Here is a 25359-nt window from a genome sequence, read left to right as displayed (position 1 = left end):
CCGCCGTGGTCGTGGTGCCCCACCAACGCCCTAGAAAGACTCAGGCCCCGTCCGAGGACGGGGCCTGAGCTGCGGATACAAAGATCCAAAAGCCGGGTGACTGATGGGAATTGAACCCACGACAACCGGGACCACAACCCGGTGCTCTGCCAACTGAGCTACAGCCACCATGCCGCCGCGCCCGGACTCACCGCCCGTGCGGGTGCGGGGAAATCATACCCACACCACGACCGTTCGCGTCCAGCGGGTTGCCGGGGCCGCTCAGAGGTCGGCGGCGATGGCCTTCGCGCTCTCCACGTCCGGCCCGGGCAGCGGTACGAAGATGGTGCGGCGGTAGTACTCCAACTCGCGGATGCTCTCCCGGATGTCCGCCAGCGCCCGATGGGCGAGGCCCTTCTGCGGCTGGCCGAAGTACACCCGGGGGTACCACCGGCGGCACAGTTCCTTGATCGAGGAGACGTCGATCATGCGGTAGTGCAGGTGCGCGTCGAGGCGGGGCATGTCCCGGGCGATGAAGCCCCGGTCGGTGGCGATCGAGTTGCCGCAGAGCGGCGCGGTCCGGGGGTCCTTCACGTGGGTGGTGATGTAGTCGAGCACCCTGTCCTCGGCCTCGGCCAGGCTGACCGTGGAGCGACGGACCTCCTCGGTCAGCCCCGACTTGCCGTGCATCGTGCGGACGATCTCCGGCATGGCGTCGAGCGCCGCGTCGTCGGCGTGGATCACCACGTCCACGCCGTCGCCGAGCACACGCAGATCCGGGTCGGTGACCAGCGCCGCCACCTCGATCAGCTTGTCGCCGCCGAGGTCGAGCCCGGTCATCTCACAGTCGATCCAGACGAGAAGATCAGCCATCGGCACAGCCTACGCGCAGCCCACGCACCGTGGCTGCGCGCCGCCGGCCCGACCGACCGCTAGGGTCTTTCCCGTGCCCGCCGAACCTGCCACACCGTCCAGCGTCGACCTCGAAGACCCTGGTAGCCGCACCGCACGGCGGATCGTCGGAGCGCTGGCGCTCGCCTCGGTGCTACCGGTGCTCTACCTGCCGGGCACGGTGCACGACTTCTTCGACCTCAAGATCTACATGGCGGCGATGGACTGGTGGGCCGCCGGCAATCCGCTCTACGACTACGCCCAGCCGGACCGGGTGCAGGGCGAGCTGTTCTTCACCTATCCCCCGTTCGCCGCGCTGCTGCTGCTGCCGTTCTCCCTGCTGAAACTGGGCGTCACGGTGGCGATCTTCACGGGGTTGACCGTGCTCGGCGTGGTGGTCACCACGAAGTGGCTGCTCGACCCGGTGATCCGCCGACACCACCTGCCGTACGCGTTCACCCTGGCCGTGGGCGCGTTGCTGGTCCTCGGGGTGGAGAGCACCCGGGAGACGATCACCTTCGGACAGATCAACATGCTGCTGGTGGTGTTGATCCTCGCCGACCTGCTGTTCGCCGTACCCCGTGGCAGCCGGTGGGCGGGGGTGGGCATCGGGCTGGCCACGGCACTCAAGCTCTTTCCGGGCATCTTCATCGTCTATCTGCTGGCCACCCGCCGGTGGCGGGCGGCGGTGGTGGCGAGCGCGACCGCCGCCGGGGCGACTCTGCTCGCCGCCGCGGTGGCGCCCGGCGACTCGTGGCGCTTCTGGACGCACGAGCTGTGGGCGACCGACCGGGTCGGTCGTACCGACTACACCGGCAACCAGTCGCTGTTCGGGCTGCTGAGCCGGCTGACCGCGCCGGAGGAGCCGAGCCGGCTGATCTGGCTGCCCCTGGTCGCGGCCGTCGTCGGCTACGGCCTGTGGCGGGCGGTCCGCGCCACCCAGGCCGGTGACGCGCTCAGCGCACTGACACTGACCGGCCTGGTCGCCGCCCTGATCAGCCCGATCACCTGGACGCACCACATCTACTGGTTCGTCCCGGCGGTGATCATCCTGATCGACGCGACGCTGCGCACCGATCCGCGTACGCCGGAGGGGGCACGGCGACGACGCCGACTGGGCGGTCTCGCGCTCGGCACCTCGATGATCATCGTGTACGGCGTGGTGTCGTTCTACGACTGGGGTGTCACTCCGACGCCCACCCAGACGCCCTGGGAGTTCGTGTTCCGCAACGCGTACGTGCTGCTCTGTCTGGTGCTGCTGGTCGTGCTGCCGGTGCGTCCCCGGGTGGACCGGCCGGCGACCGAGTCACACGAAGCGGACACTCTTCCCGAGACGACCATTCACCGGTAATCTTCCCGTAGAGGCATCATCCTCCGATGGGCACCGATATCCCCCGGTGGTGGGCGGCCCTCCACGTCGGCAGCGCGGAGGGCCGCCCCACCCGTCCCGGCCCCGGCGCTGGCCGAGTCGTGGTCAGGACGGCGGGTGGTCAGGACGGCGGGGCGGGTGGACGCAGCGGGTGATGCGGGGCGGGCAGGTCGGCCAGGGTCTCCGGACGCGGCACCGGGGCGATCGCGGCCCGGGGCGCGGCGGCCACCGACACCAGTTGCCGCTCGGGCCTCGGACGCGGCGACGGCGGAGCGCCCAGGCCGCTGAGCGAGCTGACGCCCAACCGGCCGGCGAGCACCGGCACCTGATCGGGTTCGACCACGAAGACCACCTCGCGTGGGCGCACCGGGCGCAGCAGCACCAACGCCGCGAGGAGCACCAGCAGGATGCCACCGGCCAGCGAACCCCAGGTGGCCGGGGCGACCCAGCCGGCCCGCAGTTCGGCGCGCAGGTCCAGGGCCAGGTCGGCCCGACCGTCGGGGTGCATCAGCACCAGACTCAGGCGCTGACCGGCCAGTTCCCCGGGGCTCCATTCGAGGACACCGGTGCCCGCGCGCACCCAGAAGGTCTGTGCGGCCGGGGCCGCCGGCACGGTCGGCGGCGTGCCGGTCTCCGGCGTACGGTGCTCCAGCCGGACCGGCAGCGGCCCCCGGGCCAGCGCCGTCCGCTGCACCACGGCGTGCGGTGCCCCGGCCAGCCAGCGATTCGCCTCGTCGGCCGGGGCCAGCCCGACGAACGCCGGACCGTCCGCGGTACGCGCGTCCAGCCGCAGCCGCGCCTGCCCGAACCGACTGAACGGCACCTCCTGCCGCAACAGCGCGTCCAGGTCGGTCACCACCACCGCGTGCCCCGGTGTCCGCACGGTCTCGACCCGGGCGGTGAACCCCCCGCCCGGGTCCGCGTGACTGGTCAACAGGCCGAGCCCGGTGGCACCGAGCAGCGCGGTGGTGCCGGTGATCAGCAGCACCATGCCGGCCAACGCCCACACGAAACGCATCCGCCTTGTCCCCCTCCGTAGCGAGATACCCGGCCGACCTTACCTACGCCGAACGGCTGATCTGCGGATATCCACGGCACGGGGTGGGAAAGCGGACGGGCCCGCCGGGAACACCCGGCGGGCCCGCGACGCGGAGCGGTCAGGAGGCCGGGGTCGCCTCGCCGCCGCGGTCGGTCGGGTCGGCGGCCCGGCGGGTACGCGAGAACGCGAGCCCGCCCAACACCAGGCCGCCGACCCCGGCGACCAGCCCGGCGACGCCCAGCCCGACGGCCAGCCCGTCGCCGTCCTCGTCATCTTCGTCGGCCACCGCCTCGGGCGCGGGCGCCCCGGCCGGTCCCTCGGTCGGGCTGCCGGCGGCGGCGAGGGTGAGCACCGGTGCCGGGGCGGCGGGCTCCTCGCCGCCCGGCTGCGGCTCGTCGATCCAGCGCACCACCCCGTCGTCGGAGTAGGTCTGCAACGCCTTGAAGACCATCTGGTCGACCTCGGGCAGCGGGCCCATCGAGACCGGGAACTCCTGGAAGGTGCCCGGTGCGATCGCCGCGTCCCCGCCGGCCGTCCAGGTGATCTTCGAGATCACCTCGGTGATCTCACTGCCGTGCACCTGCACCGGCGGGTCGACCTGACGCTTCTCCACCGCCACCGTCCAGCCCGGCACCGGCATGGTGGACACCGAGCCGACCGGGGCGTTCTCCGGCAGGAAGATCTCCAGCTTGGTGGTCGACGCGGTGTCGCTCTCGTTCGGCACCCGGAACGTGAACCGGCCGTAGCCGCCCTGCTCGGCCTGCTCCGGGTCGACCGTGACGTGGGCCGACGCGGGCGTCGCGAAGCCGAAGACGGCGACGGCGCCGAGCGCCAGGGCGGCGGCGGCACCCACGGTACGCCGGTGACGGATCATCGGTATGGAACCTCTCTAGGCAACGGGCACGGTGGCGGTCACCGTGGCCTGGTCGATCTCGGTGGTCCGGGCGGTGACCCGCAGCTCCCACTCCCCCGGAGCCGGCAGCGTGATCTCGCCGGTCGCGTGGTTGTCGGTCAGCGGCAGCAGCGGGATGTCGATCGCCTCGATCCCGGCCGACGGCAGCGCGATGGTGGCCTTCCACTCCACGACCGGCTGCGGCCGGTTGTCCGGCGTGTACGCGTAGAAGTGCACGGAGTTGTTGCCCCGTCGGGCCGGGGACATCTCGATCTGCAACGAGTAGAGCGTGCTCTCCACCCGGGTGGTGAAGTAGCCGGCGTCGACGGCGGCGACGTCCGTCGAGGCGGTCCGCGCGGGAGTGGTCTGCACCAGCACGGCGGTGACGCCGAGCACGACGGCGGTGACTGCCAGCTCCGCCCAGACGGCCCGGCGTACCGGCGCGGGACGGCTGGCGGCGACCCGTTTGCGGATCAGGTTCCGCGAGTACGCGGCCAACACGATCACCACGGCGAACAGCCCGACCTTGGCCAGCACCAGACGGCCGTACGTGGTGTTGACCAGCGCTGTCGGCGTGGCCACCTCGATCAGCGCCTGGACGATGCCGGCGAGCAGCAGCGCGGAGACCGACAGGGCGGCCCAGCGCGACCAGATCGGCAGGATCGCGCCCAGTTCCCGCTCGTCCGCGCGGGGCAGCAGGAACGCCGCGAGCATCACCAGGCCGCCCAGCCAGACCGCCATGCTGCCCAGGTGCACCGCGTCCACGATCACCGACACCGCCGGGGCGGGCGAGGCCGCCGGGTGCCCGGACAGCGGCCAGGTGAGCAGCGCCGCACCGGCGAGCAGGCCGAGGATGATCAGGTCGGCCCGGCCGACCGGCCCGGCCAGCAGTGGCCGGAGCAGGAACGCCGCCGCCGCGAGCAGTCCCAGCCGGATCAGGTGGGCGGCGCCGAAGGTGCTGCCGAGCACCAGGCTGAGTCCCTCGCCGGTGATGTCCAACGGCCCGCCCCCGCTGGTGTACGGCACCTGCAACAACGCCACCGCGACGGTGGCCGCCGCCACCAGTCCCAGGCCGGTCCAGGCCAGGCGGGCCGGCCCCTGCCGGGAGAGCCGACGCGGCCAGAGCAGCGCGAGCACCAGGGCGGGACCGACGAGCAGCAGCAGACCGACGTACCCGACGAACTTCGCGGTCTTGATCGCGTTGGTGACCAGCGGGTCGGCCCGGCCGTCGTCGCCGCTGTCCACCGGCGGCTCCGACGGCGCACCGACGGAGTAGGTGAACGCACCGGAGACGGGGTGGCTGTCCGCCGAGATCACCCGGTAGGTCACCAGATAGGTGCCGTTGCCGCCGGAGGTGTCGACCGCGATGTTGACCACGCTGTCGGTGAAGGTCGGGTCGCCCCGGTCGACGCGGGATCCGTCCGGCGCGATGACCCGGATCCGGTCCGGCACCCGGCGGACCGGCTCGCTGAAGGTGAGCACCACCTCGGCCGGTGCCGCAGGTACCACGGCCGACGCGGCCGGGCTGCTGCTGGAGAGCACGGCGTGGGCGGCGGCCGGTCCGCTGGGAACGAGCAGCAGGGCGACGACGGTGACCAGCAGGCCGGCAGCGGCGGCCCAGCGGGTGGATCGGCGGCGAGGGACGGCAGTCATGACCCACATCGTCTCCGACCGGACCCCTTTCCGGCGAGTCGCGGCCATCGATTGACGGCTATCATCCGCGATCGTGCGCAGACGCGCAGGTACCCGGCCGAGGTCATGAGGGGGTAGTCGGTCGGGCCCCGGCGAAAGTTCCCGGCGTGGCGCAGCCCATGAAGGGCCGAAGGACCCTGCTGCCGACGGTGGGGCCGCGTAACCTGGGTTGTCGTGATCCCCGCCCCGCGCGACACCCGCGCCGCCGCCGACCTCGGCGGTGTCGACGCGCACGCCGGCCCGGACCCGGCCACCGGCTGGGCGCTCGCCGCCCGCGACGGCGACCCGGCCGCCCAGTCCGCCTTCGTCCGCGCCACCCAGGCCGAGGTGTGGCGGTTCACGGCGGCCCTGCTGGACCCGGACAGCGCGGACGATCTGACCCAGGAAACCTACCTGCGGGCCTTCCGGGCGCTCCCCGCCTTCGAGGGTCGCTCCAGCGCCCGCACCTGGCTGCTCGGCATCGCCCGGCGGGCCTGCGCCGACCATCTCCGGACGGTGGTCCGGCGGCGGCGTCTCGACCAGCGGCTCACCGCCCACGCGCACACCGACCGGTCGCACCCCGACCCGGCCGGGCAACTCGGCACGGCCGACCTGGTCAGTCGACTGCCCGCCGAGCGGCGCGGCGCGTTCGTGCTCACCCAGTTGCTCGGCCTGTCCTACGCCGAGGCGGCGACCGTGGAGGGTGTGCCGGTGGGCACCATCCGGTCCCGGGTCGCCCGGGCCCGCGCCGAACTCGTCGACGCGGTCGGTGAGGCGTTGGCCGGGTGAACGGGCCGGGCGCGACGGCGAGGTGGACGCGGTGGCGGCCCTGGCTCGGGCTCGCCCTCCGGCTCGGGCTGGCCGCCGTCTGGCTCTACGCCGGTGCCACCAAGGTCGGCGACCTGGCCGCCTCCGGCCGCAGCGTGCACGCGTACCAGGTGATGCCGTACGACCTGGCGGTGGTGATCGGTGCGGTGCTGCCCTTCGTCGAGCTGGCGCTGGGCGTACTGCTGCTGCTCGGGTTGGCCACCCGGCTCACCGCCGGGGTCTCGGTGGTCCTGCTGCTGCTCTTCGTCGCGGGCATCGCCTCGGCCTGGGCCCGTGGCCTGGCGATCGACTGCGGCTGCTTCGGCAGCGGCGGCGAGCTGCCGGCCGGGCAGCGCCCCAGCTACCTCCCGGAGATCCTCCGGGACGTGGCCTTCCTGGCGATGGCCGGGTTCCTGCTGGTCTGGCCCCGGACGGCCGTCTCGCTGGACGGCGTCCTGACGGGCGAACGGGGTGGAGGACGAGGATGAGTAGTCGCAAGGGACGCAAGGACGCGGCCCGGGTCGTCCGGGAACAGATGGCCCGGGAGCGGCGCCGCAAACGGACCCTGTGGATCTCGCTCGGCGCGGTGGTGGTGCTGGTCATCGCCGGGCTGATCGGATGGAGTGTCTGGTCGGGCCAGCGGTCCGGCGACTTCACCCCGCCACCGGGCGCCAACGACGCCGGCACCGGCGTGGTGGTCGGCTCCGGACCGGTCACCGTCGACGTGTACGAGGACTACCTCTGCCCGGCCTGCAAGCAGTTCGAGCAGACCAGCGGGCCCACCCTCGAGCAGCTCGTCGACGAGGGCAAGGTACGGGTGGTGTACCACCCGGTCGCCTACCTGAACCGCTTCTCCAGCACCCAGTACTCGACCCGGGCGTCCGCCGCCTCCGGGTGCGCCGCCGAGGGCGGCAGGTTCAGCGAGTTCGGCGCGGCGTTGTTCGAACGCCAGCCGCCGGAGGGCGGCGCCGGCCTCAGCGACGACCAGCTCGTCGACATCGGCGCCGAGGTCGGGCTGGACCGGAACGCCTTCGGCACCTGCGTCCGGGACGGCAGGTACAAGTCGTGGACCGCGCACCTCACCGAGCAGGCGGGCCGCGCCGACGTCACCGGCACGCCGACCGTCCTGGTCGACGGCCAGCCGGTGCAGCAGTGGACGCCGGAGAACATCACCGCCGCGGTGGAGGCGGCCGGAAAGTGATCCGAGTCGTCTGGGCCCGTACCGGGCTGTTGCCCATGGCGGCCCGTACCGGGCTGTTGCTCACCGGCGTGGCCGTCGCGCTCCTGGCCGGTGCCGCCCCGGCCGCCGCGCACGGCGCGGACGCGCCCGACGGCACCGACTACCGGGTGGCGGTCGGTGCGGTCGAGGGCCGACCGGACCTGCGGGTCCGGGTGGTCGAGGCGGGCGCGCGCCTGGAACTGACCAACACCGGTGACGGGCCGGTCGAGGTGATCGGCTACTCGGGCGAGCCCTACCTGCGGGTGGGACCGGACGGCGTGTTCGAGAACACCCGCTCACCGGCGACCTACCTGAACCGCACGATCCTCGCCGACACCCCGCTGCCCGACGAGGTCGATCCGGCCGCCGCACCGCAGTGGCGACGGATCGACACCGGCACCACCGCCCGCTGGCACGACCAGCGGGCGCTGTGGCGCGAGGCGGGTCCGCCCGCCCAGGTCCGCGCCGCCCCCGACCGCGAGCACCGGGTACGCGACTGGGTCGTACCGCTGCGCGACGCCGACGGCCGCGCCGAGATCCGGGGCACCCTGGACTGGGTACCGCCGCCGGACGCGTACCCCTGGTGGGTGGCGATCACGCTCGGCGCGCTCGCGGTGGGGGCGGCCGGGCTGCTGCCGGCCGCCTCGTCGCCCGGCGGGCGGGCGCGGACCGCTCTCGGCGCGCTGCTGGCGGTCGGCGGGGTGGCGGCGGTCGTGCTCGCCGTGGGTCGGGTGCTCGACGCCGGGGCAGAGGGGGTAGGCGCGGTGCTGACCGGGCTGCTGACCGGCCCGGTCTGGACCCTGCTGACCGGGCTCGGCGCGATCGTCGCCGGAGGCTGGGCGGTGACCCGGCGCGACGGCGTGGACTTCGTGCTGGCGCTGGCCGGGGCGTGCCTGGCCCTGTTCGCCGGGGTGGCCAACGCCGCCGTGCTGTCCCGCGCCGTCCCACCGGTGCCGTGGTCGGCCACCGTCACCCGGATCCTGGTCGTGGTGGTCCTCGTCGCCGGGGCCGGGGCACTCGCCGCCGCCGTGCTGCGCCTGCACGCCACCGGGCGGGCCATCGCGCCCGCCCACACCGAACCGTCCGACACCAGACCGGCCGACACCGCGCCGGTCACTCGGTGACCGGGTGCGGGACGGGGCGGAACGGATAGGGCAGTTCGAGCCGATGCCGCGCCAGCAGGTCCGAGTCGGCCAGGAGCGCCGGGGTGGGGCCGTCGGCGACGATCCGCCCGTCGTCCAGGATCACCGAACGGTCGCAGAGTTCGTAGGCGTACGGCAGGTCGTGGGTGACCATCAGCACCGTCACCGGCAGGGACCGCAGGATGCCGGCCAGTTCCCGCCGGGCCGCCGGGTCCAGGTTGGACGACGGTTCGTCGAGCACCAGGATCTCCGGACGCATGGCCAGCACGGTGGCCACCGCCACCCGGCGGCGCTGGCCGAACGAGAGATGGTGCGGGGCGCGGTCCCGGTGCGCCGACATGCCGACGGCGGCCAGCGCCTCGTCCACCCGCGCGGCGAGTTCCGCGCCGCGCAGCCCGAGGTTCGCCGGCCCGAAGGCCACGTCCTCGGCGACGGTGGGCAGGAAGAGCTGGTCGTCCGGGTCCTGGAAGACAATGCCGACCCGGCGACGGATCTCCGCCAGGACGGCCCGGTCCGGTCCGACCGCCAGGCCACCCACAACGACGCCGCCCTCGGTGGGCACCAGGATCCCGTTGAGGTGCAGCACCAGCGTGGTCTTGCCGGCGCCGTTCGGGCCGAGCAGGGCCACCCGTTCACCCCGGGCCACGGTCAGGTCGACGCCGCGCAGCGCGACGTGCCCGTCCGGGTAGGCGTACCGGACACCGTGCACGTGCAGGCTGGGCGCGGGCCCACCGGCGCTCACGTCAGCACGGCGGCGGTGGCCGCCACGGTGCCCGCCAGCACCGGGACCGTGGCCGCGAGCAGCCACTGACCGGGCGTCGCCGCACCCGCCCCGGACCACACCACCGGCATCCGGCCGGTGTACCCGCGCGAGCGCATCGCCAGGTACACCCGCTCCCCCCGCTCGAAGGCGCGCAGGAACAACGCACCGATCCCGACCGCGAACCCGCGTACCTGCCAGAGGAAACGCGGGTCGTCACCCCGGGAGATCCGGGCGATCCGCATCCGTCGGGCCTCACCCACCAGCACCTCCAGGTACCGCAGCATGAAGGTGGCGATCTGGGTGAGGATCTGCGGGCAGCGCAGCCGGTCCAACCCGACGATCAGGTCGCGGGTGGTGGTGGTCGCGGCCAGCAGCAGCGACGCCCACACGCCCAGGGTCCCCTTGGCGAGGATGTTCCCCGCGCCATACAGCCCGTCGACCGACAGGGCCAGCCCCAGCACGTCGACCCGCTCCCCGGTGCCGAGAAACGGCAGCGCGACCGCGAACAGCACGAACGGCAACTCGATCGTCGAACGCAGGAGCAGCCATCCGGCGGGCACCCGGGCGAGCGCGGCGACGGCGGCCACCAGCAGGGCGTACACCCCGGAGGCCCAGAGCGCCACGCGCGGCGTGGCGACCACGGCGACGGTGAACGCCACCATCGCCGCGATCTTGACCTCCGGCGGCAGCCGGTGCACCGGCGAGTCGCACTCCCGGTACAGCACGTGGGCGCTGGCCATCCCCGTTGCTACCCCCGGCCCGACGCGGTGACGTCGGTCCGGCCCGACTCGTCGTCCGGGCCGGGGCCACGACGACGGACCAGCCAGAACGCGCCACCGGCCACGGCGAAGGTGAGCAGTACGCCGAGCACGCCGGCCAGGCCGGTGGAGACGATCTCGTTGTCCAGCCCGGCGATGCCGTAGTCGGCCAGCGGGCCGCCGATCTCGTGCTCCTTCTCCTGCCGGGCCGGGCAGTCCCCGCCGACGATCTCGTCGTCGGCGTCGAAGACGCAGCCCTCCCGCAGCGACGAGTCCAGCCCGTCCGGATGGGCCGAGGCGACGTTGCTGACCAGCCCGGCCAACAGCAACGCGACGAGCAGACCGCCGACGAGGAAACTCCGGGACCGGGTGCTCATCGGACACCTCCGGTAGCCGGGACGGACCTCGACGCGGCCGGCGACAGGGCCCGCAGCGCGTACACCAGGTCGGGTCGGACCTTCGCCACGGTGACCACCGTGGTCGCCGTGATCAGCCCCTCGCCGACGCCGATGAGCAGGTGGGAGACGGCCATCGTGCCGGCCAGCCCGGCCAGGTTGCCGCCGAGGTCGGTGGTGCCGCCGAGCTGGTACTGGAGCACGAAGCCCATCGCCGCGACCACCACGCTCACCACCGAGGCGACGAAGGCCGCCACCGCCAGCCCGGTCGGCGTACGCGGCAGCACCCGCAGCAGTAGCGCGATCGTCAGGTACGCCACCGCGATGCCGATCACCGCCATGTTGGTGACGTTGAGCCCGAGCATCGCCACCCCGCCGTCGCCGAAGACCAGCGCCTGCACCGCCAGCACCACCGCCACGCAGAGCGCGCCGACCCAGGGGCCGACCAGCATGGCGGCGAGTGCGCCGCCGAGCAGGTGACCGCTGACTCCCCCGATGAGGATCGGGAAGTTGAGCATCTGCACGGCGAAGATGAACGCCGCCACCAGACCGGCCATCGGCGCGAGCCGGTCGTCCAGGTCCTGTCGTCCACGCCGGACGCAGAACGCCATCGCCGCCAGGGCCAGCACTCCGAAGACCGCCGCGACCGGACCGTTGATGATTCCGTTGGAGATGTGCATGGCCAGGGTTTCCACGTGACCTCCCACGTGACGGCGGGCCCACGCTCGCCGGCAGGGTGAGCGTATTTCCCGACATAGGCTGTTGCCAATACCTGGCAGGAGTGTGATCGCGGGTGCGGCGTGCCGGCCGGGTCGGCCCGCGACGGCGGTAGGGTCGTGCCATGACCGCACCCGCTCGCCTCGCCGCCGGTGACCCGGCACCCGAGTTCACCCTCCCCACCGACACCGGAGGGCAGCTCACCCTGGCCGACCTGCGCGGCCGCAAGGTCATCCTGTACGCCTACCCGGCCGCGATGACCCCCGGCTGCACCAAGCAGGCCTGCGACTTCCGTGACTCGCTCGCCTCGCTCCAGGCCGCTGGCTACGAGGTGATCGGCATCTCGCCGGACAAGCCGACGAAGCTGGCCACGTTCCGCGAGCGCGACGCGATCACCTTCCCGCTGGTCGCCGACGTCGACAAGTCGGTGCTGACCACGTACGGCGCGTACGGCGAGAAGCAGTCCTACGGCCGTACGGTGACCGGGGTGATCCGCTCGACGTTCGTGATCGACGAGAACGGCAAGATCGAGCGGGCGCTCTACAACGTCAAGGCCACCGGCCACGTCGCCAAGCTCCGCCGCGATCTCGGCCTGGACTGACACGGTCGTACCGCCCGCCGACTCGACACGGTCCCGGCGCGACGCTCTAGACTCGGTGGCGCTGGCGGGAGTGGCGTAATGGCAGCCGCGGTAGGTTTAGGTCCTATTGTCCGAAAGGACGTGGGGGTTCGAATCCCCCCTCCCGCACCGACCGGTCCGTCGCCTTGGTCACGATCGCAGGTGATCGGGGCGCGGGTCGATGACGATGGGCACCGTGAGTCTGCGCTTCGTCCTGGATCCCGAGCTGACCCCCGATCTGCGTACCCGGATCGTCGCGCTCTGGGTCGACGTCACCAACGCGGGCGGGGCGGTCGGCTTCGTCGCCCCGGTCACCGGCGACGAGGTCCGTACCATCGCCGACCCGACGCTGGCCGGGATCGCGGACGGGCCGGACCGCCTACTGCTGGGATACGACGGTGACCGGTTGGTCGCCATGGCGATCCTCACCGATCCCCGGTTCCACCTCAAGAGACACCTGAGGGTGCTCACCCGCGTGATGGTGCACCCGGACACGCAGGGGCACGGCGTCGGTGACGCGCTGATGCGCGAGGCCGAGCGGGTGGCCCGTGACCTGGGGCTGGCGGCCCTGCACGTCACGGTGCGCGACGGACTGAGACTGGACCGGTTCTATCGGCGACTCGGCTACCGCGAGGTGGGCCGCTGGCCCGCCGCGCTGCGCGTCGGCCCCGGCGACGACCGCGACGAGATCCTGATGTGGCTCGGGTTGACCGGCGGATCGGCCGGTCGCTGACGGACGAGCCGGACGTCAGGAACCGCAGCCCGGTGTGGTGGCGGCCACCGGTACGGGCGGCGGGGCGGCCGGGTCGCTGGTCGGCGCGGCCGGGCTCGCAGTCTCGGCCGGTGGGGTGGTCGAGGCGGACGGGGTCGGGCCGGGGGTGGCGCTGGCGCGCGGCTTCGGGCTGGCCGACGGTGACCGGGACGCGGTGGTCGTACCGCCCGTGGTGCCGCCGTACATCCGGACGGTGGAGCGCTGCACCTGGCCGGGCGCCATCCGGACGCCGGTGGCGGTCACCCGGTGTCCCCGGGTGTCGGTCACCCGCACCTGGTACGGCCCGGGGCCGGCACCGGAGTCGATCAGCCAGTAGTTGTAGCTCTCCCGGGTGGCCGCCCGCCAGTTCCCCGAGCCGCCCTGACGCACCTCGACCGAGCGCAGCGGGTTGCCGTGTCCGGCGACCAGCACGGCGAACCAGTACTGCGACGCGCCTTCCTTGATCCGGAAGGTGAGCGGACCGGCCAACGGCGGGTCCACCACGAGGCGGTAGCTGACGTTCACGATGCCCTGCACCGGGTCGGCGATCCGGGCGAACGCCTCCCGGGACAGGTCGATGTGGCCGGGTGCGCACTCCGGGCACTGATCCATGATCATGACGCGGACCTTGCCCTTCGGCCCGGTCACGTCGAGGTAGCCGCCGCAGGCCGCGCCGTCGGCGTACTCGCTGGGGCCGAGGGCGACGTAGAGACGGTCGGCGGGGGCGGACGGGTAGGAGCAGTTGCCGCCCTCGCCCTTGGAGTCGTAGAAGGTCGACTTTCCCTTGTTGAGGGTGCCGGCGGCGGGCGGGGCGAGCAGCGCGGCGGCGACCGGCGCGGCGGCTCGGGGCGGCGCGGCGCAGGCGGGTGCGGCGCCCGAGCGCAGCGCGAGGGTGAGGCCGAGGACCGTGGCGAGTGTCGCCACGGCCCCACCGGCCAGCCAGCGGCCCAGCTTCGGACGCCGGGTACGGGCTCGGTCGGCGGGGCCGTCGGTTCCGTCGGTCACGCGGACCGATGCTGCCGGACGGCCACCGGATCGGACAAGCCACCTAAGCCAAAGCTAAGACGAAGATCAGCGGGACCCGGGTGGCGTTGCTCGACCGGCCGGTTCCACCCGGTCACCGACCGTGAGTCGACCGAACTCCAGCGGTACGACGTTCAGCCCGAACAGCAACTGGCGGCCGATGTTGCGGTGCCGCGCGAGGGTGCGCAGCGGTTCCCGGCCGCGTACCCCGGTCTCCTGGTCGGTGGTGGTGACCAGGCAGCGGGCCGACGGGCCGGCGGCGCGGAAGGCGACCCCGCCGATCCGCAGCCCTCGGCCCTCCCAGTCGTCCTCCGCCCAGGCCGGGGCGCCGTCGACGACCAGGTTGGGCCGGAACCGGGCCATCGGCACCGGGTCCGCGCCCGCCGCGGTGAGCCATTCGCCGAGCGCAGCCAGCGACGCGGTGCTGGTCAGCAGCACCGGGTACGCGTCGGCGAAGCTGACCCGGTCGCCCGGGTCGTGCTTCTTGCGGCCCGGTTCGATGTGCCGGGCCGGCTCGGCCAGCCAGACCAACCGGACCGGTCGGTCCAGTACCGCACTGAGCCAGGCGTCGGCGGCCGGGCCGGCGGGAAGCGCGTCGACCCGCAACAACCGTCGGCGGAAGGTGCGTACCGGCACCGGGTCGACACCGACCGGCTCGGCGACGGGCAGGTCGGGCTGCCCGTCGGCGCGCAGCAGCAGCCCGTCGGGGCCGGGCCGGGCGTGCACCCGGACCAGCGCGGTGACCTCGCGCTGGGTGACGCCGACGCCCTCGGCGTCCACCACCATCCAGCGTCGGTCGCCGTCGAGGCCCCACGGTGCCACCCCGACCTCGGCGTGGCCGATCCGCTGACAGCCCTTGATCGGATAGGTGCTGATCTCGGTCAACCGCACCCGGTCACCATGCCACCCCGATGCCGTCGCCGGGGTACCAGTGGTCGGCGGGCGTCTCCCGGTAGGCGAGGAACCGGCGGCCGGTCCGCTCGGCGTGGTCGGCCAGCACGGTGGTGTGCGTGACGTTGTCGGTGAGCAGCATCGCCCCCGGCGCCAGCTTCGGCTCGACGGCGTCGAACTCGCGCTTCTCGTAGGCGCGGTTGTGGTCGCTGTCGTGCAGGAACAGGTCGACCGGCCGGTCGAGGGCGGCGATCGACTCGACGGAGTCGCCGACCACCAGGTCGATCACCTCCGACCAGGGCGCGACCCGGGCCAGGTAGCCGGCCTCCGGGTTGATGTCGATCGAGCTGACCCGGCCGGGGTGGCCCTCGGCGGCGTTGCGCAGCAGGGCGGCGGCGAGTACGCAACTGCCCAGGCCCTTGTCCACACCGGTCTCCACGATGTGCGCCGGTCTGCGGGCCCGGACGATCGCGTACCAGCCGATCCGGCGGGCGTACCGGACCTGCTTGTCGGCCAGCCCGCGACGGGCCGCACCGGCGGTGGCCGCGGCGATGTGCCGCCGCAGCGCGTCGTCCGACTCGATCTCCCTCAGATAGCCGCGCACCTGCTTGACCGGCAGGTCACAGACCACGCTGACGAACCAGGCGAGGTGGCTGCGACTGAGCTTGGTCAGCTCGTACGTGTAGTTGTGGTGCTCCCGCGAGGTCACCAACCAGCGGGCCGACGTACGGAGCACCCGGGCGTCATGACGGGCGACCGCGGCCAGTCGTTTCGGGAAGGCGGCAACGGGTGCGAGGCGGGTACGGGCGATGGCCCGACGCAGCTTGACGGCGTCCACGGCTGGGTTGTACCAGACTGACGGAAACCCGTGGGGGACGCGACGGAACGGCCAGGCGAAAGTCGGCACCGGGCGGGGATTCCCCGAGAACGTGAAATCAGTAGCATCTCCGCCATGTCGAGTGGAGAGCAGGCCGGGACCGTCCCCCCGGCGGAACACCTCGCGGCGGGGGGCACCGACGGGCCGCAGCCGGCGACCGCAGGCAGACCCCGCCGCAGATGGCTGCGGATCACGCTGATCAGCGTGCTGGTGCTGGCGTTGGTCGGTGTCGGCGGTGTGGTGGCCGCAGGCTTCTATCTCAAGTCGGTCGAGTCGGACATCGAGCGGGTCGACGCCTTCGACGGCGTACCCGCGGAGACCCGGCCCGAGGTGGTCGCCGGGGACGCGCTCAACATCCTGGTGCTGGGCAGCGACTCACGCGATCCGGAGAGCACCGGCGGTTCACGGACGGACACCATCATCCTGGCGCACCTGCCGAAGAACCGGTCCAGCGCCCAACTCATCTCCATCCCCCGCGACACCTGGGTCGCCGTGCCACGGTCCAAGGAGGGGCGCGGTGGCCGCGATGCGAAGATCAACGCCGCGTACGCCTGGGGCGGGGTGCCGCTGATGGTGCAGACCGTGGAGCAGTTCACCAAGGTCCGCGTCGACCACGTGGTGATGGTCGACTTCGCCGGATTCAAGGAGATCATCGACGCGCTCGGCGGGATCGAGGTGAACTCGGAGAAGCAGTTCACCTCGATCCATCCGCCGTTCCGCACCTTCCAGGCCGGCCCGCAGAAGATGGACGGCGAGACGGCTCTGGACTACTCCCGTCAGCGCAAGCAGTTCGCCGACGGCGACTTCTCCCGGATCCGGCACCAGCAGCAGGTGATCAAGGCGATCCTGGACAAGGCCACCTCCGGCGGTCTGCTCACCAACCCGGCCCGGCTGAACTCCTTCCTCCAGGCCACCTCCGGCTCACTCTCGATGGACAAGGACCTGTCCCTGGTCGACATGGCCACCGAGAACCGCAACCTGCGCGGCCGGAACCTCACGTTCGTGACCAGCCCGACCAAGGGCACCGGACGGGTCGGCTCGGAGAGCGTCGTGTTCGCCGACGACAAGCGGGTCGACACGTTCTATGCGGCGGTGCGCCGGGACGCCGTGCAGGACATCATCGACGGGGCCGACAAGAAGTGACCGGACGTGGTGCGGTGTCCCGCCCGGGGCACCGCACCACGCAGTCCCCTAGTACGCGCCGCGCCGGGCCAGCACCACCCGGACCGTACGCCAGAGGATGCCGAGGTCGTAGACCAGCGACCAGTTGTCGACGTAGTGCAGGTCCAGCCGGACGGCGTCCTCCCAGGTCAGGTCGGATCGGCCGGAGATCTGCCAGAGACCGGTGATGCCCGGACGGACCAGGAGCCGACGCCGGACGTCGCCCCGGTAGTCGTCGTCCTCGGTGGGCAACGGGCGCGGGCCCACCAGGGACATCTGCCCCACCAGCACGTTGATCAACTGCGGCAGCTCGTCCAGCGAGAGGGCACGCAGATGCCGACCGATCGGCGTGACCCGCGGATCGTTCTTGATTTTGAAAAGCAGACCGTCGCTCTCGTTGCGGTCCCGCAGCGCCTCCAGCCGCTGTTCGGCGTCGGTGTACATGGTGCGGAACTTCCACACCTTGAACGCCTTGCCCTGATGGCCGATCCGGCTCTGCCGGAACATCACCGGACCGGGGTCGGTCATCTTGATCGCCACCGCGATCCCGATCAGCAGCGGGCTCAGCAGGATCAGCCCGGCGAGCGCCGAGAGCCGGTCCATCACGCTCTTGGCCAGCAGGGACAGGCCGGAGATCGTCGGTTCCTCGACGTTCAGCAGCGGCAGGCCCTCGATCGGGCGGACGTGGATCCGAGGCCCGGTGATGTCGGTGACCTGCGGCACCACGACCAGGTCGAGGCCGGTGCCCTCCAACTGCCAGGCCAGCTTGCGCAGCTCGTACGACTCCAGGCTGGCCGGGCCACAGACCGCGATGGTGTCGGCGCCCAACTGCTGGACCAGCGGCACCAGATCCCACCCGACGTAGACCGGCACCGGTGCCTCCACCCGCTCACCGGCCTGCGGGAACCGGGGCAGGTGGATGGCGACCGGACGCAACCCGGCACCGGCGTTGCGGGTCACCACCTCGTGCACCGCCAGCGCGTCGGAGAGCCGACCCACCAGCAGCACCTTCTGCGAGGCCCGCTGACTGCTGCGGCGGATCCGGCGGAGCACCACCCGGGCCACGAACCGGACGAAGACGGTGTACACCAGCAGGCCGATGATGATCGCGGCGACGGTGGCCCGGGACAGGTCCTTCTTGAAGCCCAGGGCCAGGAACGAGACGGCGGCGGCCATCGCCACGTTGGCCCGCACCACCCGCTTGAGTTCCTCGGTGCCCCGGCCGAGCGCCCGCCGGTCGTACGCGCCGGCACCCGCGAGGATCGTCAACCACATCAGCGGCACGACCACGTTGGCCACCAGCGCGAAGGTGCTGACACCGAGCACCCGCTCGTCCCAGAAGCCGGCGTCCGCCTCCTCGAACACCCGCACGACCGTCTGGCTGGCGGCCCACGCGGCGAGGAAGTCGAGCGCGATCAGCCAGGCCATGTAACGCCGTCGCCACTTCGCCTTGGGCGCCACCGGGCGACCGAAGACCGACCGGGGCATACCGTTGGACGGAGGTGTGATCACCCCGAGGTCGGGGTCGAAGCGCGGGGCCGGTACCGGCCCCACCGTCTTGAGGAACTGGGTGTGCGCGGACACGACTTTCCTTTCACCAGCCTCGTCAGCCGTGACGATAACGAACGCCACGAGTGCCCAACCGTACGGTGCACGATGGACGAAGGTTCAGGGTGTCTCGGTGGGGGTCACGGTCGGCTCGGTCAGCCGGCCGAGCTCGTCGACGAGTGCCGCGTACGCCGGTTTGGGACGGAGATCCTCGTCGAACAGACAGGCCGCACCGTATCCCCGGTGGTAGCCGGAAAGTAGCTCATCTATTGGCCCACCGGGTCTGGCGGCTGTCACCAGGGCCCCCGTATCCTGCGTTCGCTCCGGTGGCTGCGACGCCAACGGCGGTCACTCCGCGGGGGAGAGGAACTGGACATGTCGAGGCAACCTGTCGTGGGCTGTCCGACCACGAACGTGCCCGACGACGTGGGGATGTCGATCCTGGACGAGCAGCCCCCGGCAGTGGATCCGGAGCACGAGGACCGCGCTCCGCAGGTGACCGAGACCCCGACCGCGTTCGCGGCGGAGAACACCGACCCGGGACCCGGTCTCGACGTGACCACGGTGCTGCCGTACGCAGGTTCCCGCGCTTCGGCCCGCACCCGTGCGCTGCGTGCCTGGATGTTGACCGCACCGGTCGACGTCGCCGCGCTGCTGTCGCCGCTCGCCGTCACGACGCAGCACTGGCGCGGCACCCTCGCGATGACTGTCCTGACGGTGGCCGTCTTCGCCGCCGGAGGGCTCTACCGCGCCCGCCGCCACGTGAGCATCCTCGACGAGTTGCCGAGCCTCTGCGGCCGACTGCTGGCCTCCTCGGCGATCGTCGTGATCATCGCGGCGCTGCGCCACGACTCCCCGCAGTACCTCGTCGGGTTCATCCGCGGCATGGCCGTCGCAGCCCTCCTGGTGCTGGCCGGTCGCCTGCTCACCCGGGAGATCGCCACCCTGGCCCGCCGTCGCCGATGGGTGGAGCACAACGCAATAATCATCGGCAGTGGACCCACCGCCGTGGAACTGGCCCGGTTGCTGCGTCGCTACCCCCGCTACGGTCTGCGGTTCGTCGGGCATGTCGACAGCCCGTCACCGGCGACCTCGTCCATGGTGCCCGTGATCGGGACGCTGGACCAGCTCGGGCACCTGGTCCGGCTGACCGAGTGCGAAGTACTGATCATCGCTGATCCGGACTGTCCCGAACTGGTACTGATGGAGATCCTCCGGCAGCCGGCGGTCGCCACCTGCGACCTGTGGGCGGCCCCTCGCCTCTGGGGCTCCCGGTCCCACGGCGACCACATCGGCGCCATACCGATCGTCAAGGTGGGCGACACCACCCTGTCCGGGCCGCGCTGGGCGCTCAAGCGCGCTTCCGACGTGCTCTTCGCCGGCTCGGCCCTGCTGTTGCTCAGCCCGCTGCTGCTGCTCTGCGCCTCGCTCGCCTTCGTCGACGGCGGACGCGGCGTCGTCTTCCGGCAGGAACGCGTCGGCCGGCACGGCCGGCCCTTCGACATCATCAAGTTCCGCACCATGCGGCCGTTGGACGAGCAGGAGTCGCAGACCAACTGGTCGATCGCGCACGACCGCCGGGTCTCTACGATCGGACGTTTCCTCCGGCGTACGTCGTTGGACGAACTGCCACAACTCTGGAACATCCTCAAGGGCGACATGAGTGTGGTCGGGCCGCGCCCGGAGCGCCCGTACTTCGTGGAGAAGTTCTCCGCCGAGTACCCCAGCTATGCCATGCGTCACCGGGTGCCGGTGGGCCTCACCGGCCTCGCCCAGGTCAGTGGCTTGCGAGGCGATACACCGATCTCCGATCGAGCCCGCTTCGACAACTACTACATCGAGAACTGGTCGCTGTGGCTGGACGCCAAGGTGCTCCTGCGGACCGTGGCCGAGGTGTTCCGCGGTGGTGGTCGCTGACCGATCTGTCATAGCCGTGCCGTCGCCGGACCGGACCGGCGACCTCATCACCTCGCCCCCGACCGGCGACGCCCGACCGACGTGCCCCTGAACCCACCGGCTCCGCCTCCGATGCGCGCAGCCGAACCGCTTGGAGATCTCCCGATGCCGGACGTTTCGGTAGTCATCCCGACGACGGGTCGACCCAGCCTCGCCGAGGCGGTCGCGACCGCCCGCGCGCAACAGGGTGTCTCGGTGCACGTGGTCGTCGTCTGCGATCTGGCCGAGATACCCGCCAACGTATCCGAGCTGCGTGGCCAGATCGACGATATCGTCTGCACCGGCGGAGGACGACGCGGCTCACACGCGCGCAACCTGGGCGTACGGCACGCCGCGCCGGACAGCCACGTGGCGTTCCTCGACGACGACGACGCGTGGTTGCCCGGCAAGCTCGCCGCCCAACTGCCCGTCCTGGAGCGGCTGGCCGGCGAGGGTTGGTCGCCGGTGGTGTCGTCGCGGACGCTGCAGCGCAAGGCGGGCGGCAGCCCGCTCCCCTCCGCCGTGCCGAGCACGCTGATCGCCGACGGCCAGCTACCGGAGGACTACCTTTTCCGTCGACGCCAACTCGGGGTGGCACGCCAGTCGCTGCCCACCTCGACGCTGCTCACCACCATGGCATTGGCCCTGCAATGCCCGTGGGACGAGTCGCTGCCCCGGCATCAGGACTGGGACTGGCTCGTCCGGGCGGCCCGACTGCCGGGTGCGAAGATCGTGCAGATCGAGGAGGCGACCGCCGTCTACACGGTGGGCAGCCCCGGCTCGATCTCGGCCGGTGCCGACTGGCGCACCTCCTGGTCCTGGGTCCAACGATGGGAGGGTGTCTGGGCACCGGAGACCTTCGCCGACTTCGTCACCGCACAGACCCTGCGGTACGCGCTCCAGGCCCGCGACCGCGAGGGCGTACGAGAGATGGTGCGTGCCATCCGTCGCAACTCCGTCCCGTCGGCGAGCAACACCGTTCTCGCGGCGCTCGGTCTCGTGCCGCGCGCCGCGCTCGAACGAGTGGCGATGCGCGGGTCCCGGGCCACCGGCGACGTGCCGACGGGTGGGCAGCAGTGATGCGTCTGCACTTCGTGCTCCCCCAACTGGAACCGCTGTACGGGATGGAACTCGCCGCCGCGCTGCTGATGCGGGGCCTGCGGGACCAGGGCGTCGAGGTGTCCGCGACCGCGTTGTCGGGGTCCGTCCCGGCCGCCCTGGGCGACCTGGCGGTCGACACGCTCGGGCTCGGCACCCGGATCACCCGCCTGATGGAGGCGGTCCCGCCGTTACGGCGCCGGTTGCAACGGCTCCCGGCGGACGCGCAGATCGTGGCGAGCGGTCTCTGGGGCAGCGTCCCGGTCGGTGCCGCACTGACCGGGACCGGTCGCGGCTACGTCGCCTGGGAACACTCGCTGCTGCCGGAGCGGCTGCGCATCGACGGCCGGGTCCGGATGCTCGCCCGGCTGGCCCGGGCCCGTGCGTTGCGGCCCCGACTCGTCGTCGCCGTCTCCGACGGTGTCGCGCGGACCGTCCGGCGACTCGCTCCCGAGCAGCGGGTGGTGACGGTCCCCAACCCGCTGCCGACCAAGCCGTTCGTCGGACCACGCGAGGTCGTGGACCGGACGCGGATCGGTCTGCTCACCACCGCCGCCTTCCGGCCCTACAAGAACCACTCCTGCGCGCTCGAAGCGCTCGCCCTGCTGCCCGCGAACTACCACCTGACGCTCGCCGGGGACGGAGAGGAGCGCGACCTGCTGCACGACACGGCGCGCCGGCTCGGGTTGCAGGACCGGACGACCTTCCTCGGCCGGGTCCCGACGGTGGCCCGGCTCCTCGCCGAGGCTGATGTGCTGGTTCACCCGTCCCGCGCCGAGACGTTCGGCTTCAGTCTGGTGGAGGCCGCCGAGGCGGGGTTGCCGGTGGCCGCGCTGCCCGTGCCCGCCCTGGACGAGATGATCCCGACCTTCGTTCCGGGCACGCTGGCGGCGGACACCTCGGCCGAGGCGCTCGCCGCCGCGATCGTGCGGTCGACCGGCGACGGGCGTCCAGGCGTCACGGACTTCGAGAAGGCGTGGCACGCCCGGCGCAGCGAGTTGGACCCGGCCGCGGTCGGTGGCCGGTGGGTGGAGGCGTTGACGTGACGGCGCTGCCCGAGGACGCCGCACGCCCGGGCGCCGACGAACGCCCACGATCCGAGCAGCGGACGCCGTTCCGCGTCGGGCGAGGCGACGGTTTCCTGCGCAAGTCCGGCACCTTCTTCACCGGCACACTGCTGCGCACCCTCGCCCAGGGTGCCCTCTTCGTGCTGCTGGCGCGGGAGATGCCGATCAGCACCTACGGCCTCTTCGTCGGGGTAACCGCTCTGGTCGCGGTGGTCTCGCCCTTCGCCTCGGCCGGCGCGCCGAGCCTGATCATGCAGAACTACGCGGACTCGCCGGGCGAGTGGTCCCGTCACCTCGTTCGTGGGCTGTTCCTGTCCACGGTCTTCGGCTGCGCGGCCACCGTCCTGGTCGCCGCTGCGGGGCTGGTCATCTGGGGCGCCGACGTCGGGCTGGTGGATCTGCTCTGTCTGGCCTTCGCCGATCTGGTCGCGTGGCGGCTCATCGAGGCCGTGGCGGCGTCGATCCAGGTACGCGGTCGGATCCTGCTCGCCGCGTTGATCCCGGCCCTGCTGCACGTCTGTCGGCTGGCGGGTGCCGTGGTGCTGGCCATAGCGGCGGAACCGATCACGTTGCACGACTGGGCGGTGACGTCCGTGGCGCTGTCCGTCGTCGTGTGCGTGCCGGTGATCCTGTACGGCCTGGTTGGCGGCGGCCGGCACGGGATCAGCGTCCGAGGTTCACTCGGGCAGGCCCGAACCGGGATGCTCTTCGCCGTCGGACTGTCGGCACAGTCGGTCTACAACGACGTCGACAAGGTCATGCTGTCGCGTCTGGGCACCCCCGAGAGCGCCGCCATCTATGCCGCGGCCTACCGGGTGGTCGATCTGGCGTACACCCCGGCACGGTCGATGAGCGCGATCGCCTACCCCCGGTTCTTCGAGGCGGGTCGGAACGGACCCCGGGCGGCCCTGCGGATGGCCCGGGGCCTGCTCCCGCGTTTCCTGGCGTTCAGCGTGCCGGTGAGCCTGCTGCTGGTCGCCTTCTCCTGGATGATGCCGCTGGTGTTCGGTGCCGACTTCGAGGCAGCCGTGCCGGCGCTCCAGGGACTGAGCGCACTGCTCGTGCTGAAGTCACTGCACTACCTCGCCGCAGACGCGTTGTCCGGAGCCCGGATGCAGGGGCGCCGGACGGTCTGCCAGATCGGCGTCGGCGTACTGAACGTTCTGCTCAACCTGTGGCTCATTCCGGCGTACGGCTGGCAGGGCGCCGTCTACTCCAGCCTGGCCTGTGACGCGCTGCTCGCCGTACTGCTCTGGGGATGTCTCGTCGTCGCGGTCCGCCGCGACCCGGCAGGCACGCCCGGTGCACCACGTCCCATGGAAAGGGTCTGAGGTGACCACACTCTTCGGTGTCCTGCTGAGCGCCGCCGGTCTCGCGGTGGCCGGCTGGCTGCTGTACGCGCGGAAGGCGGTCGCCGACAGCTTCGGCGACGCGTCGACCGCGGTCGCGCTCATCGGATTCGCGGTGCTCGCGAACGCCGCGCCCGTACTGGCCGGGGACCACTCGTCGGCGCTCATCGGCGTCCTGGTGTTCGCCCTGGTCGTCTGGCTGCTCGTGGTACGTCGTGGACGGCTGGCCGGTCCGCCCGAGATCTGGCGACGGATCTGTCTGGTGCTGGCCGGGGCAGTGCTCGTGTGGTGCGTCGGTGTCGACGTGCTGACCGGTGACGGCGTGTACGGGTCACGCCTGCCGGCGTACGCCGCCGCCGGTCTGCTGTTGGTGGCGGTCTGGTTGCTGGCGGCGGGCGCCCCGGTGAGCCTCGCCGCGATGGCCTACACCGGGCTGGCCGTCCTGGCTCTGCTCACCATTCCGACGGCCGTCTACGGGCAGGCGTGGCGGGCCTGCACCGAGGGGCAGTTGCAGAAGTGCTCGGTGGCGGGCGGGCTGTTCAAGAGTTTCTACGACTCCGAGAACTACATCGCCCTACTGACCTCGTTCACGCTGGTCGCCGCCGTCTGCGGGCTGCGCCGGGCCGAACGGTGGGCGGTGGTGGCGTTCTGCCTACTGGTCATCGTGGCGACCGGGTCCCGGACGAGCTACCTGGCGCTGGCCGCCGTCGGGATCTGGGTGCTCGGCGCATGGGTGCTCCAGTGGCGCCGGCCGTACCAGCACATCCACGTCGCCCTCTGCGTGTCGCTGGTCGTCGGTGCCGCCGCCGTGGCCACGTATCTGACCTGGAGCGCCTCCAAGAGCACCCTGAGCAACCGGGGGAACATCTGGATCCACGTGCGGGAGTACATCGCCGGTTCGGAGGGCACCGGGGTAGGCGTCTCCAAGTGGTACCACCTGCGGGACATCGGCGAGGCACCGCACCACTTCTTCCACTCGGGGTACGTGCTCGCCATCTTCGCTGGTGGCTTCGTCGCGCTGACGCTGTGGGGCCTGCTGCTGGCCACGCTCCTTCGCGCGCCCGTCGTCGACGGCCGCGCGTTCTCGGCCAAGGCACCGGTGGCGCTCTTCGTGATCTACTCGTTCACCGAGGTGGTCTGGAATCCACTCTCGGTCGACGGACTCACCTGGATCTTCGTCCTGATGGTGCTGACCGTGTCCGCGCTAGGATCGACCGACCCCGTCCCGGTCGACGTGACGGTCGACCATCGGCCGGGAGTGCTCGCCAGGCTCCGCCAGAGGACCGGCCGGCCCTCCTTCGGCCGCGCCCGCACCGAGGCGCGTGACTGACCGGGCACCGGACCGGTCTCCGCCCCGGTCCTCGCGGGCCGCACGTCCGCTGGTGTGAGGAAGGACCC

The 25359-nt window shown here is 72.1% G+C and carries 24 protein-coding genes, 2 tRNA genes and 2 pseudogenes; 14 read left to right on the top strand and 14 right to left on the bottom strand.

Annotated elements, in window-relative coordinates; translation table 11 throughout:
- Positions 1 to 95 precede the first annotated feature (95 nt).
- Together ACQVFL_RS05905 and orn are read right to left on the bottom strand one after the other, a co-directional pair.
- Positions 96 to 168: transfer RNA gene (locus ACQVFL_RS05905), tRNA-His, on the bottom strand.
- Between the two features lie 93 nt (positions 169 to 261).
- Positions 262 to 858 (bottom strand): oligoribonuclease, encoded by a 597-nt coding sequence (gene orn / locus ACQVFL_RS05900; RefSeq protein ID WP_396699671.1) that lies wholly within the window; start codon positions 856 to 858, stop codon positions 262 to 264.
- 67 nt (positions 859 to 925) lie between these two features.
- Between orn and ACQVFL_RS05895 the strand changes: the two genes are divergently transcribed.
- Positions 926 to 2221: a glycosyltransferase family 87 protein gene (locus ACQVFL_RS05895; RefSeq protein WP_431728867.1), complete on the top strand. Its 1296-nt coding sequence runs from the start codon at positions 926 to 928 to the stop codon at positions 2219 to 2221.
- A gap of 139 nt (positions 2222 to 2360) precedes the next feature.
- On the opposite strand, the pseudogene ACQVFL_RS05890 reads toward ACQVFL_RS05895, so the two are convergent.
- From ACQVFL_RS05890 to ACQVFL_RS05880, 3 genes and pseudogenes are all read right to left on the bottom strand, one after another.
- A pseudogene (locus ACQVFL_RS05890) lies at positions 2361 to 2729 on the bottom strand (hypothetical protein); the annotation flags it as partial.
- Positions 2730 to 3396: 667 nt separating this feature from the next.
- The gene (locus ACQVFL_RS05885) at positions 3397 to 4152 is read right to left on the bottom strand and encodes a YcnI family copper-binding membrane protein (protein ID WP_431728866.1); all 756 of its coding nucleotides are present in this window, start codon (positions 4150 to 4152) and stop codon (positions 3397 to 3399) included.
- A gap of 15 nt (positions 4153 to 4167) precedes the next feature.
- Positions 4168 to 5832 (bottom strand): copper resistance CopC/CopD family protein, encoded by a 1665-nt coding sequence (locus ACQVFL_RS05880; RefSeq protein WP_396699677.1) that lies wholly within the window; start codon positions 5830 to 5832, stop codon positions 4168 to 4170.
- 204 nt (positions 5833 to 6036) lie between these two features.
- Here ACQVFL_RS05880 and ACQVFL_RS05875 point away from each other — a divergent pair, with 204 nt between their 5' ends.
- The 4 genes and pseudogenes from ACQVFL_RS05875 to ACQVFL_RS05860 all read left to right on the top strand — a co-directional run bounded on the left by ACQVFL_RS05875 (position 6037) and on the right by ACQVFL_RS05860 (position 8991).
- A complete protein-coding gene (locus tag ACQVFL_RS05875) occupies positions 6037 to 6630 on the top strand; it encodes a sigma-70 family RNA polymerase sigma factor (RefSeq protein ID WP_431728865.1) in 594 nt (197 codons plus the stop codon).
- Positions 6627 to 7140, top strand: a pseudogene (locus ACQVFL_RS05870) (MauE/DoxX family redox-associated membrane protein). The gene ACQVFL_RS05875 and the pseudogene ACQVFL_RS05870 overlap by 4 nt, the downstream one beginning before the upstream one ends.
- On the top strand, positions 7133 to 7849 hold the full coding sequence (locus ACQVFL_RS05865) for a DsbA family protein (RefSeq protein ID WP_431728864.1): 717 nt from the start codon (positions 7133 to 7135) through the stop codon (positions 7847 to 7849). Before ACQVFL_RS05870 ends, ACQVFL_RS05865 begins: the two are co-directional and overlap by 8 nt.
- Positions 7846 to 8991: a hypothetical protein gene (locus tag ACQVFL_RS05860; protein ID WP_431728863.1), complete on the top strand. Its 1146-nt coding sequence runs from the start codon at positions 7846 to 7848 to the stop codon at positions 8989 to 8991. The genes ACQVFL_RS05865 and ACQVFL_RS05860 overlap by 4 nt, the downstream gene beginning before the upstream one ends.
- Here the strand turns inward: ACQVFL_RS05860 and ACQVFL_RS05855 are convergent.
- The 4 genes from ACQVFL_RS05855 to ACQVFL_RS05840 are packed head-to-tail and all read right to left on the bottom strand — an operon-like array spanning position 8981 to position 11620.
- Positions 8981 to 9751 (bottom strand): energy-coupling factor ABC transporter ATP-binding protein, encoded by a 771-nt coding sequence (locus ACQVFL_RS05855; RefSeq protein ID WP_431728862.1) that lies wholly within the window; start codon positions 9749 to 9751, stop codon positions 8981 to 8983. The two genes, ACQVFL_RS05860 and ACQVFL_RS05855, sit on opposite strands and share 11 nt — an antisense overlap.
- Entirely contained in the window at positions 9748 to 10512 is a 765-nt protein-coding gene (cbiQ, locus tag ACQVFL_RS05850) for a cobalt ECF transporter T component CbiQ (protein WP_431728861.1), read from the bottom strand. Before cbiQ ends, ACQVFL_RS05855 begins: the two co-directional genes overlap by 4 nt.
- An 8-nt stretch (positions 10513 to 10520) precedes the next feature.
- Positions 10521 to 10907 (bottom strand): PDGLE domain-containing protein, encoded by a 387-nt coding sequence (locus tag ACQVFL_RS05845; RefSeq protein ID WP_431728860.1) that lies wholly within the window; start codon positions 10905 to 10907, stop codon positions 10521 to 10523.
- Complete coding sequence (locus ACQVFL_RS05840; RefSeq protein ID WP_396699690.1) at positions 10904 to 11620, bottom strand: energy-coupling factor ABC transporter permease; 717 nt, start codon at positions 11618 to 11620, stop codon at positions 10904 to 10906. Before ACQVFL_RS05840 ends, ACQVFL_RS05845 begins: the two co-directional genes overlap by 4 nt.
- 146 nt (positions 11621 to 11766) lie before the next feature.
- On the opposite strand from ACQVFL_RS05840, the gene bcp reads away from it, so the two are divergent.
- The 3 genes from bcp (at position 11767) to ACQVFL_RS05825 (ending at position 12994) form a co-directional block, all read left to right on the top strand.
- Positions 11767 to 12243 carry a thioredoxin-dependent thiol peroxidase gene (gene bcp, locus ACQVFL_RS05835; protein ID WP_431728859.1) on the top strand — a complete coding sequence of 159 codons (477 nt, stop codon included), beginning with the start codon at positions 11767 to 11769 and terminating at the stop codon, positions 12241 to 12243.
- A gap of 64 nt (positions 12244 to 12307) precedes the next feature.
- Positions 12308 to 12390, top strand: a tRNA-Leu gene (locus ACQVFL_RS05830).
- Between the two features lie 67 nt (positions 12391 to 12457).
- Positions 12458 to 12994: an N-acetyltransferase family protein gene (locus ACQVFL_RS05825; protein WP_431728858.1), complete on the top strand. Its 537-nt coding sequence runs from the start codon at positions 12458 to 12460 to the stop codon at positions 12992 to 12994.
- Positions 12995 to 13009: 15 nt separating this feature from the next.
- On the opposite strand, the gene ACQVFL_RS05820 is transcribed toward ACQVFL_RS05825, so the two are convergent.
- The 3 genes from ACQVFL_RS05820 to ACQVFL_RS05810 all read right to left on the bottom strand — a co-directional run bounded on the left by ACQVFL_RS05820 (position 13010) and on the right by ACQVFL_RS05810 (position 15764).
- Complete coding sequence (locus ACQVFL_RS05820) at positions 13010 to 14017, bottom strand: expansin EXLX1 family cellulose-binding protein (protein WP_431728857.1); 1008 nt, start codon at positions 14015 to 14017, stop codon at positions 13010 to 13012.
- 66 nt (positions 14018 to 14083) lie between these two features.
- Positions 14084 to 14926, bottom strand: a complete 843-nt coding sequence (locus tag ACQVFL_RS05815; protein WP_431728856.1) for an MOSC domain-containing protein — start codon at positions 14924 to 14926, stop codon at positions 14084 to 14086.
- A gap of 4 nt (positions 14927 to 14930) precedes the next feature.
- Positions 14931 to 15764, bottom strand: a complete 834-nt coding sequence (locus ACQVFL_RS05810; RefSeq protein WP_396699699.1) for an O-methyltransferase — start codon at positions 15762 to 15764, stop codon at positions 14931 to 14933.
- 114 nt (positions 15765 to 15878) lie between these two features.
- Between ACQVFL_RS05810 and ACQVFL_RS05805 the strand changes: the two genes are divergently transcribed.
- Positions 15879 to 16946, top strand: coding sequence for an LCP family protein (locus tag ACQVFL_RS05805; protein ID WP_396699701.1), 1068 nt, complete (start codon positions 15879 to 15881; stop codon positions 16944 to 16946).
- A gap of 48 nt (positions 16947 to 16994) precedes the next feature.
- Here ACQVFL_RS05805 and ACQVFL_RS05800 read toward each other — a convergent pair whose 3' ends face one another.
- Both ACQVFL_RS05800 and ACQVFL_RS05795 read right to left on the bottom strand, forming a co-directional pair.
- Positions 16995 to 18452, bottom strand: coding sequence for a sugar transferase (locus ACQVFL_RS05800; protein ID WP_431729773.1), 1458 nt, complete (start codon positions 18450 to 18452; stop codon positions 16995 to 16997).
- Positions 18453 to 18632: 180 nt separating this feature from the next.
- Positions 18633 to 18809 carry a hypothetical protein gene (locus ACQVFL_RS05795; protein ID WP_431728855.1) on the bottom strand — a complete coding sequence of 59 codons (177 nt, stop codon included), beginning with the start codon at positions 18807 to 18809 and terminating at the stop codon, positions 18633 to 18635.
- A 78-nt stretch (positions 18810 to 18887) separates the two neighbouring features.
- Here ACQVFL_RS05795 and ACQVFL_RS05790 point away from each other — a divergent pair, with 78 nt between their 5' ends.
- The 5 genes from ACQVFL_RS05790 (at position 18888) to ACQVFL_RS05770 (ending at position 25291) form a co-directional block, all read left to right on the top strand.
- Positions 18888 to 20429: a sugar transferase gene (locus ACQVFL_RS05790; protein WP_431728854.1), complete on the top strand. Its 1542-nt coding sequence runs from the start codon at positions 18888 to 18890 to the stop codon at positions 20427 to 20429.
- A gap of 144 nt (positions 20430 to 20573) precedes the next feature.
- Complete coding sequence (locus tag ACQVFL_RS05785) at positions 20574 to 21527, top strand: glycosyltransferase (protein ID WP_396697799.1); 954 nt, start codon at positions 20574 to 20576, stop codon at positions 21525 to 21527.
- On the top strand, positions 21527 to 22591 hold the full coding sequence (locus ACQVFL_RS05780) for a glycosyltransferase (RefSeq protein ID WP_396697802.1): 1065 nt from the start codon (positions 21527 to 21529) through the stop codon (positions 22589 to 22591). The genes ACQVFL_RS05785 and ACQVFL_RS05780 overlap by 1 nt, the downstream gene beginning before the upstream one ends.
- Complete coding sequence (locus ACQVFL_RS05775; protein WP_396697804.1) at positions 22588 to 23943, top strand: lipopolysaccharide biosynthesis protein; 1356 nt, start codon at positions 22588 to 22590, stop codon at positions 23941 to 23943. The genes ACQVFL_RS05780 and ACQVFL_RS05775 overlap by 4 nt, the downstream gene beginning before the upstream one ends.
- A gap of 1 nt (position 23944) precedes the next feature.
- The gene (locus ACQVFL_RS05770) at positions 23945 to 25291 is read left to right on the top strand and encodes an O-antigen ligase family protein (protein WP_431728853.1); all 1347 of its coding nucleotides are present in this window, start codon (positions 23945 to 23947) and stop codon (positions 25289 to 25291) included.
- The last annotated feature ends 68 nt before the right edge of the window (positions 25292 to 25359 follow it).

The organism is Verrucosispora sp. TAA-831 (assembly GCF_050780145.1).
Taxonomy (GTDB): Bacteria; Actinomycetota; Actinomycetes; order Mycobacteriales; family Micromonosporaceae; genus Micromonospora.
This window is presented reverse-complemented; position numbering and strand designations above follow the sequence as displayed.

Coding starts and splice junctions, on each gene's coding strand:
- ACQVFL_RS05885 (WP_431728866.1), bottom strand. CDS start 4,152: ATGATCCGTCACCGGCGTACCGTGGGTGCCGCCGCCGCCCTGGCGCTC.
- ACQVFL_RS05880 (WP_396699677.1), bottom strand. CDS start 5,832: ATGTGGGTCATGACTGCCGTCCCTCGCCGCCGATCCACCCGCTGGGCC.
- ACQVFL_RS05865 (WP_431728864.1), top strand. CDS start 7,133: ATGAGTAGTCGCAAGGGACGCAAGGACGCGGCCCGGGTCGTCCGGGAA.
- cbiQ (WP_431728861.1), bottom strand. CDS start 10,512: ATGGCCAGCGCCCACGTGCTGTACCGGGAGTGCGACTCGCCGGTGCAC.
- ACQVFL_RS05845 (WP_431728860.1), bottom strand. CDS start 10,907: ATGAGCACCCGGTCCCGGAGTTTCCTCGTCGGCGGTCTGCTCGTCGCG.
- bcp (WP_431728859.1), top strand. CDS start 11,767: ATGACCGCACCCGCTCGCCTCGCCGCCGGTGACCCGGCACCCGAGTTC.
- ACQVFL_RS05805 (WP_396699701.1), top strand. CDS start 15,879: ATGTCGAGTGGAGAGCAGGCCGGGACCGTCCCCCCGGCGGAACACCTC.
- ACQVFL_RS05800 (WP_431729773.1), bottom strand. CDS start 18,452: ATGCCCCGGTCGGTCTTCGGTCGCCCGGTGGCGCCCAAGGCGAAGTGG.
- ACQVFL_RS05790 (WP_431728854.1), top strand. CDS start 18,888: ATGTCGAGGCAACCTGTCGTGGGCTGTCCGACCACGAACGTGCCCGAC.
- ACQVFL_RS05785 (WP_396697799.1), top strand. CDS start 20,574: ATGCCGGACGTTTCGGTAGTCATCCCGACGACGGGTCGACCCAGCCTC.
- ACQVFL_RS05780 (WP_396697802.1), top strand. CDS start 21,527: ATGCGTCTGCACTTCGTGCTCCCCCAACTGGAACCGCTGTACGGGATG.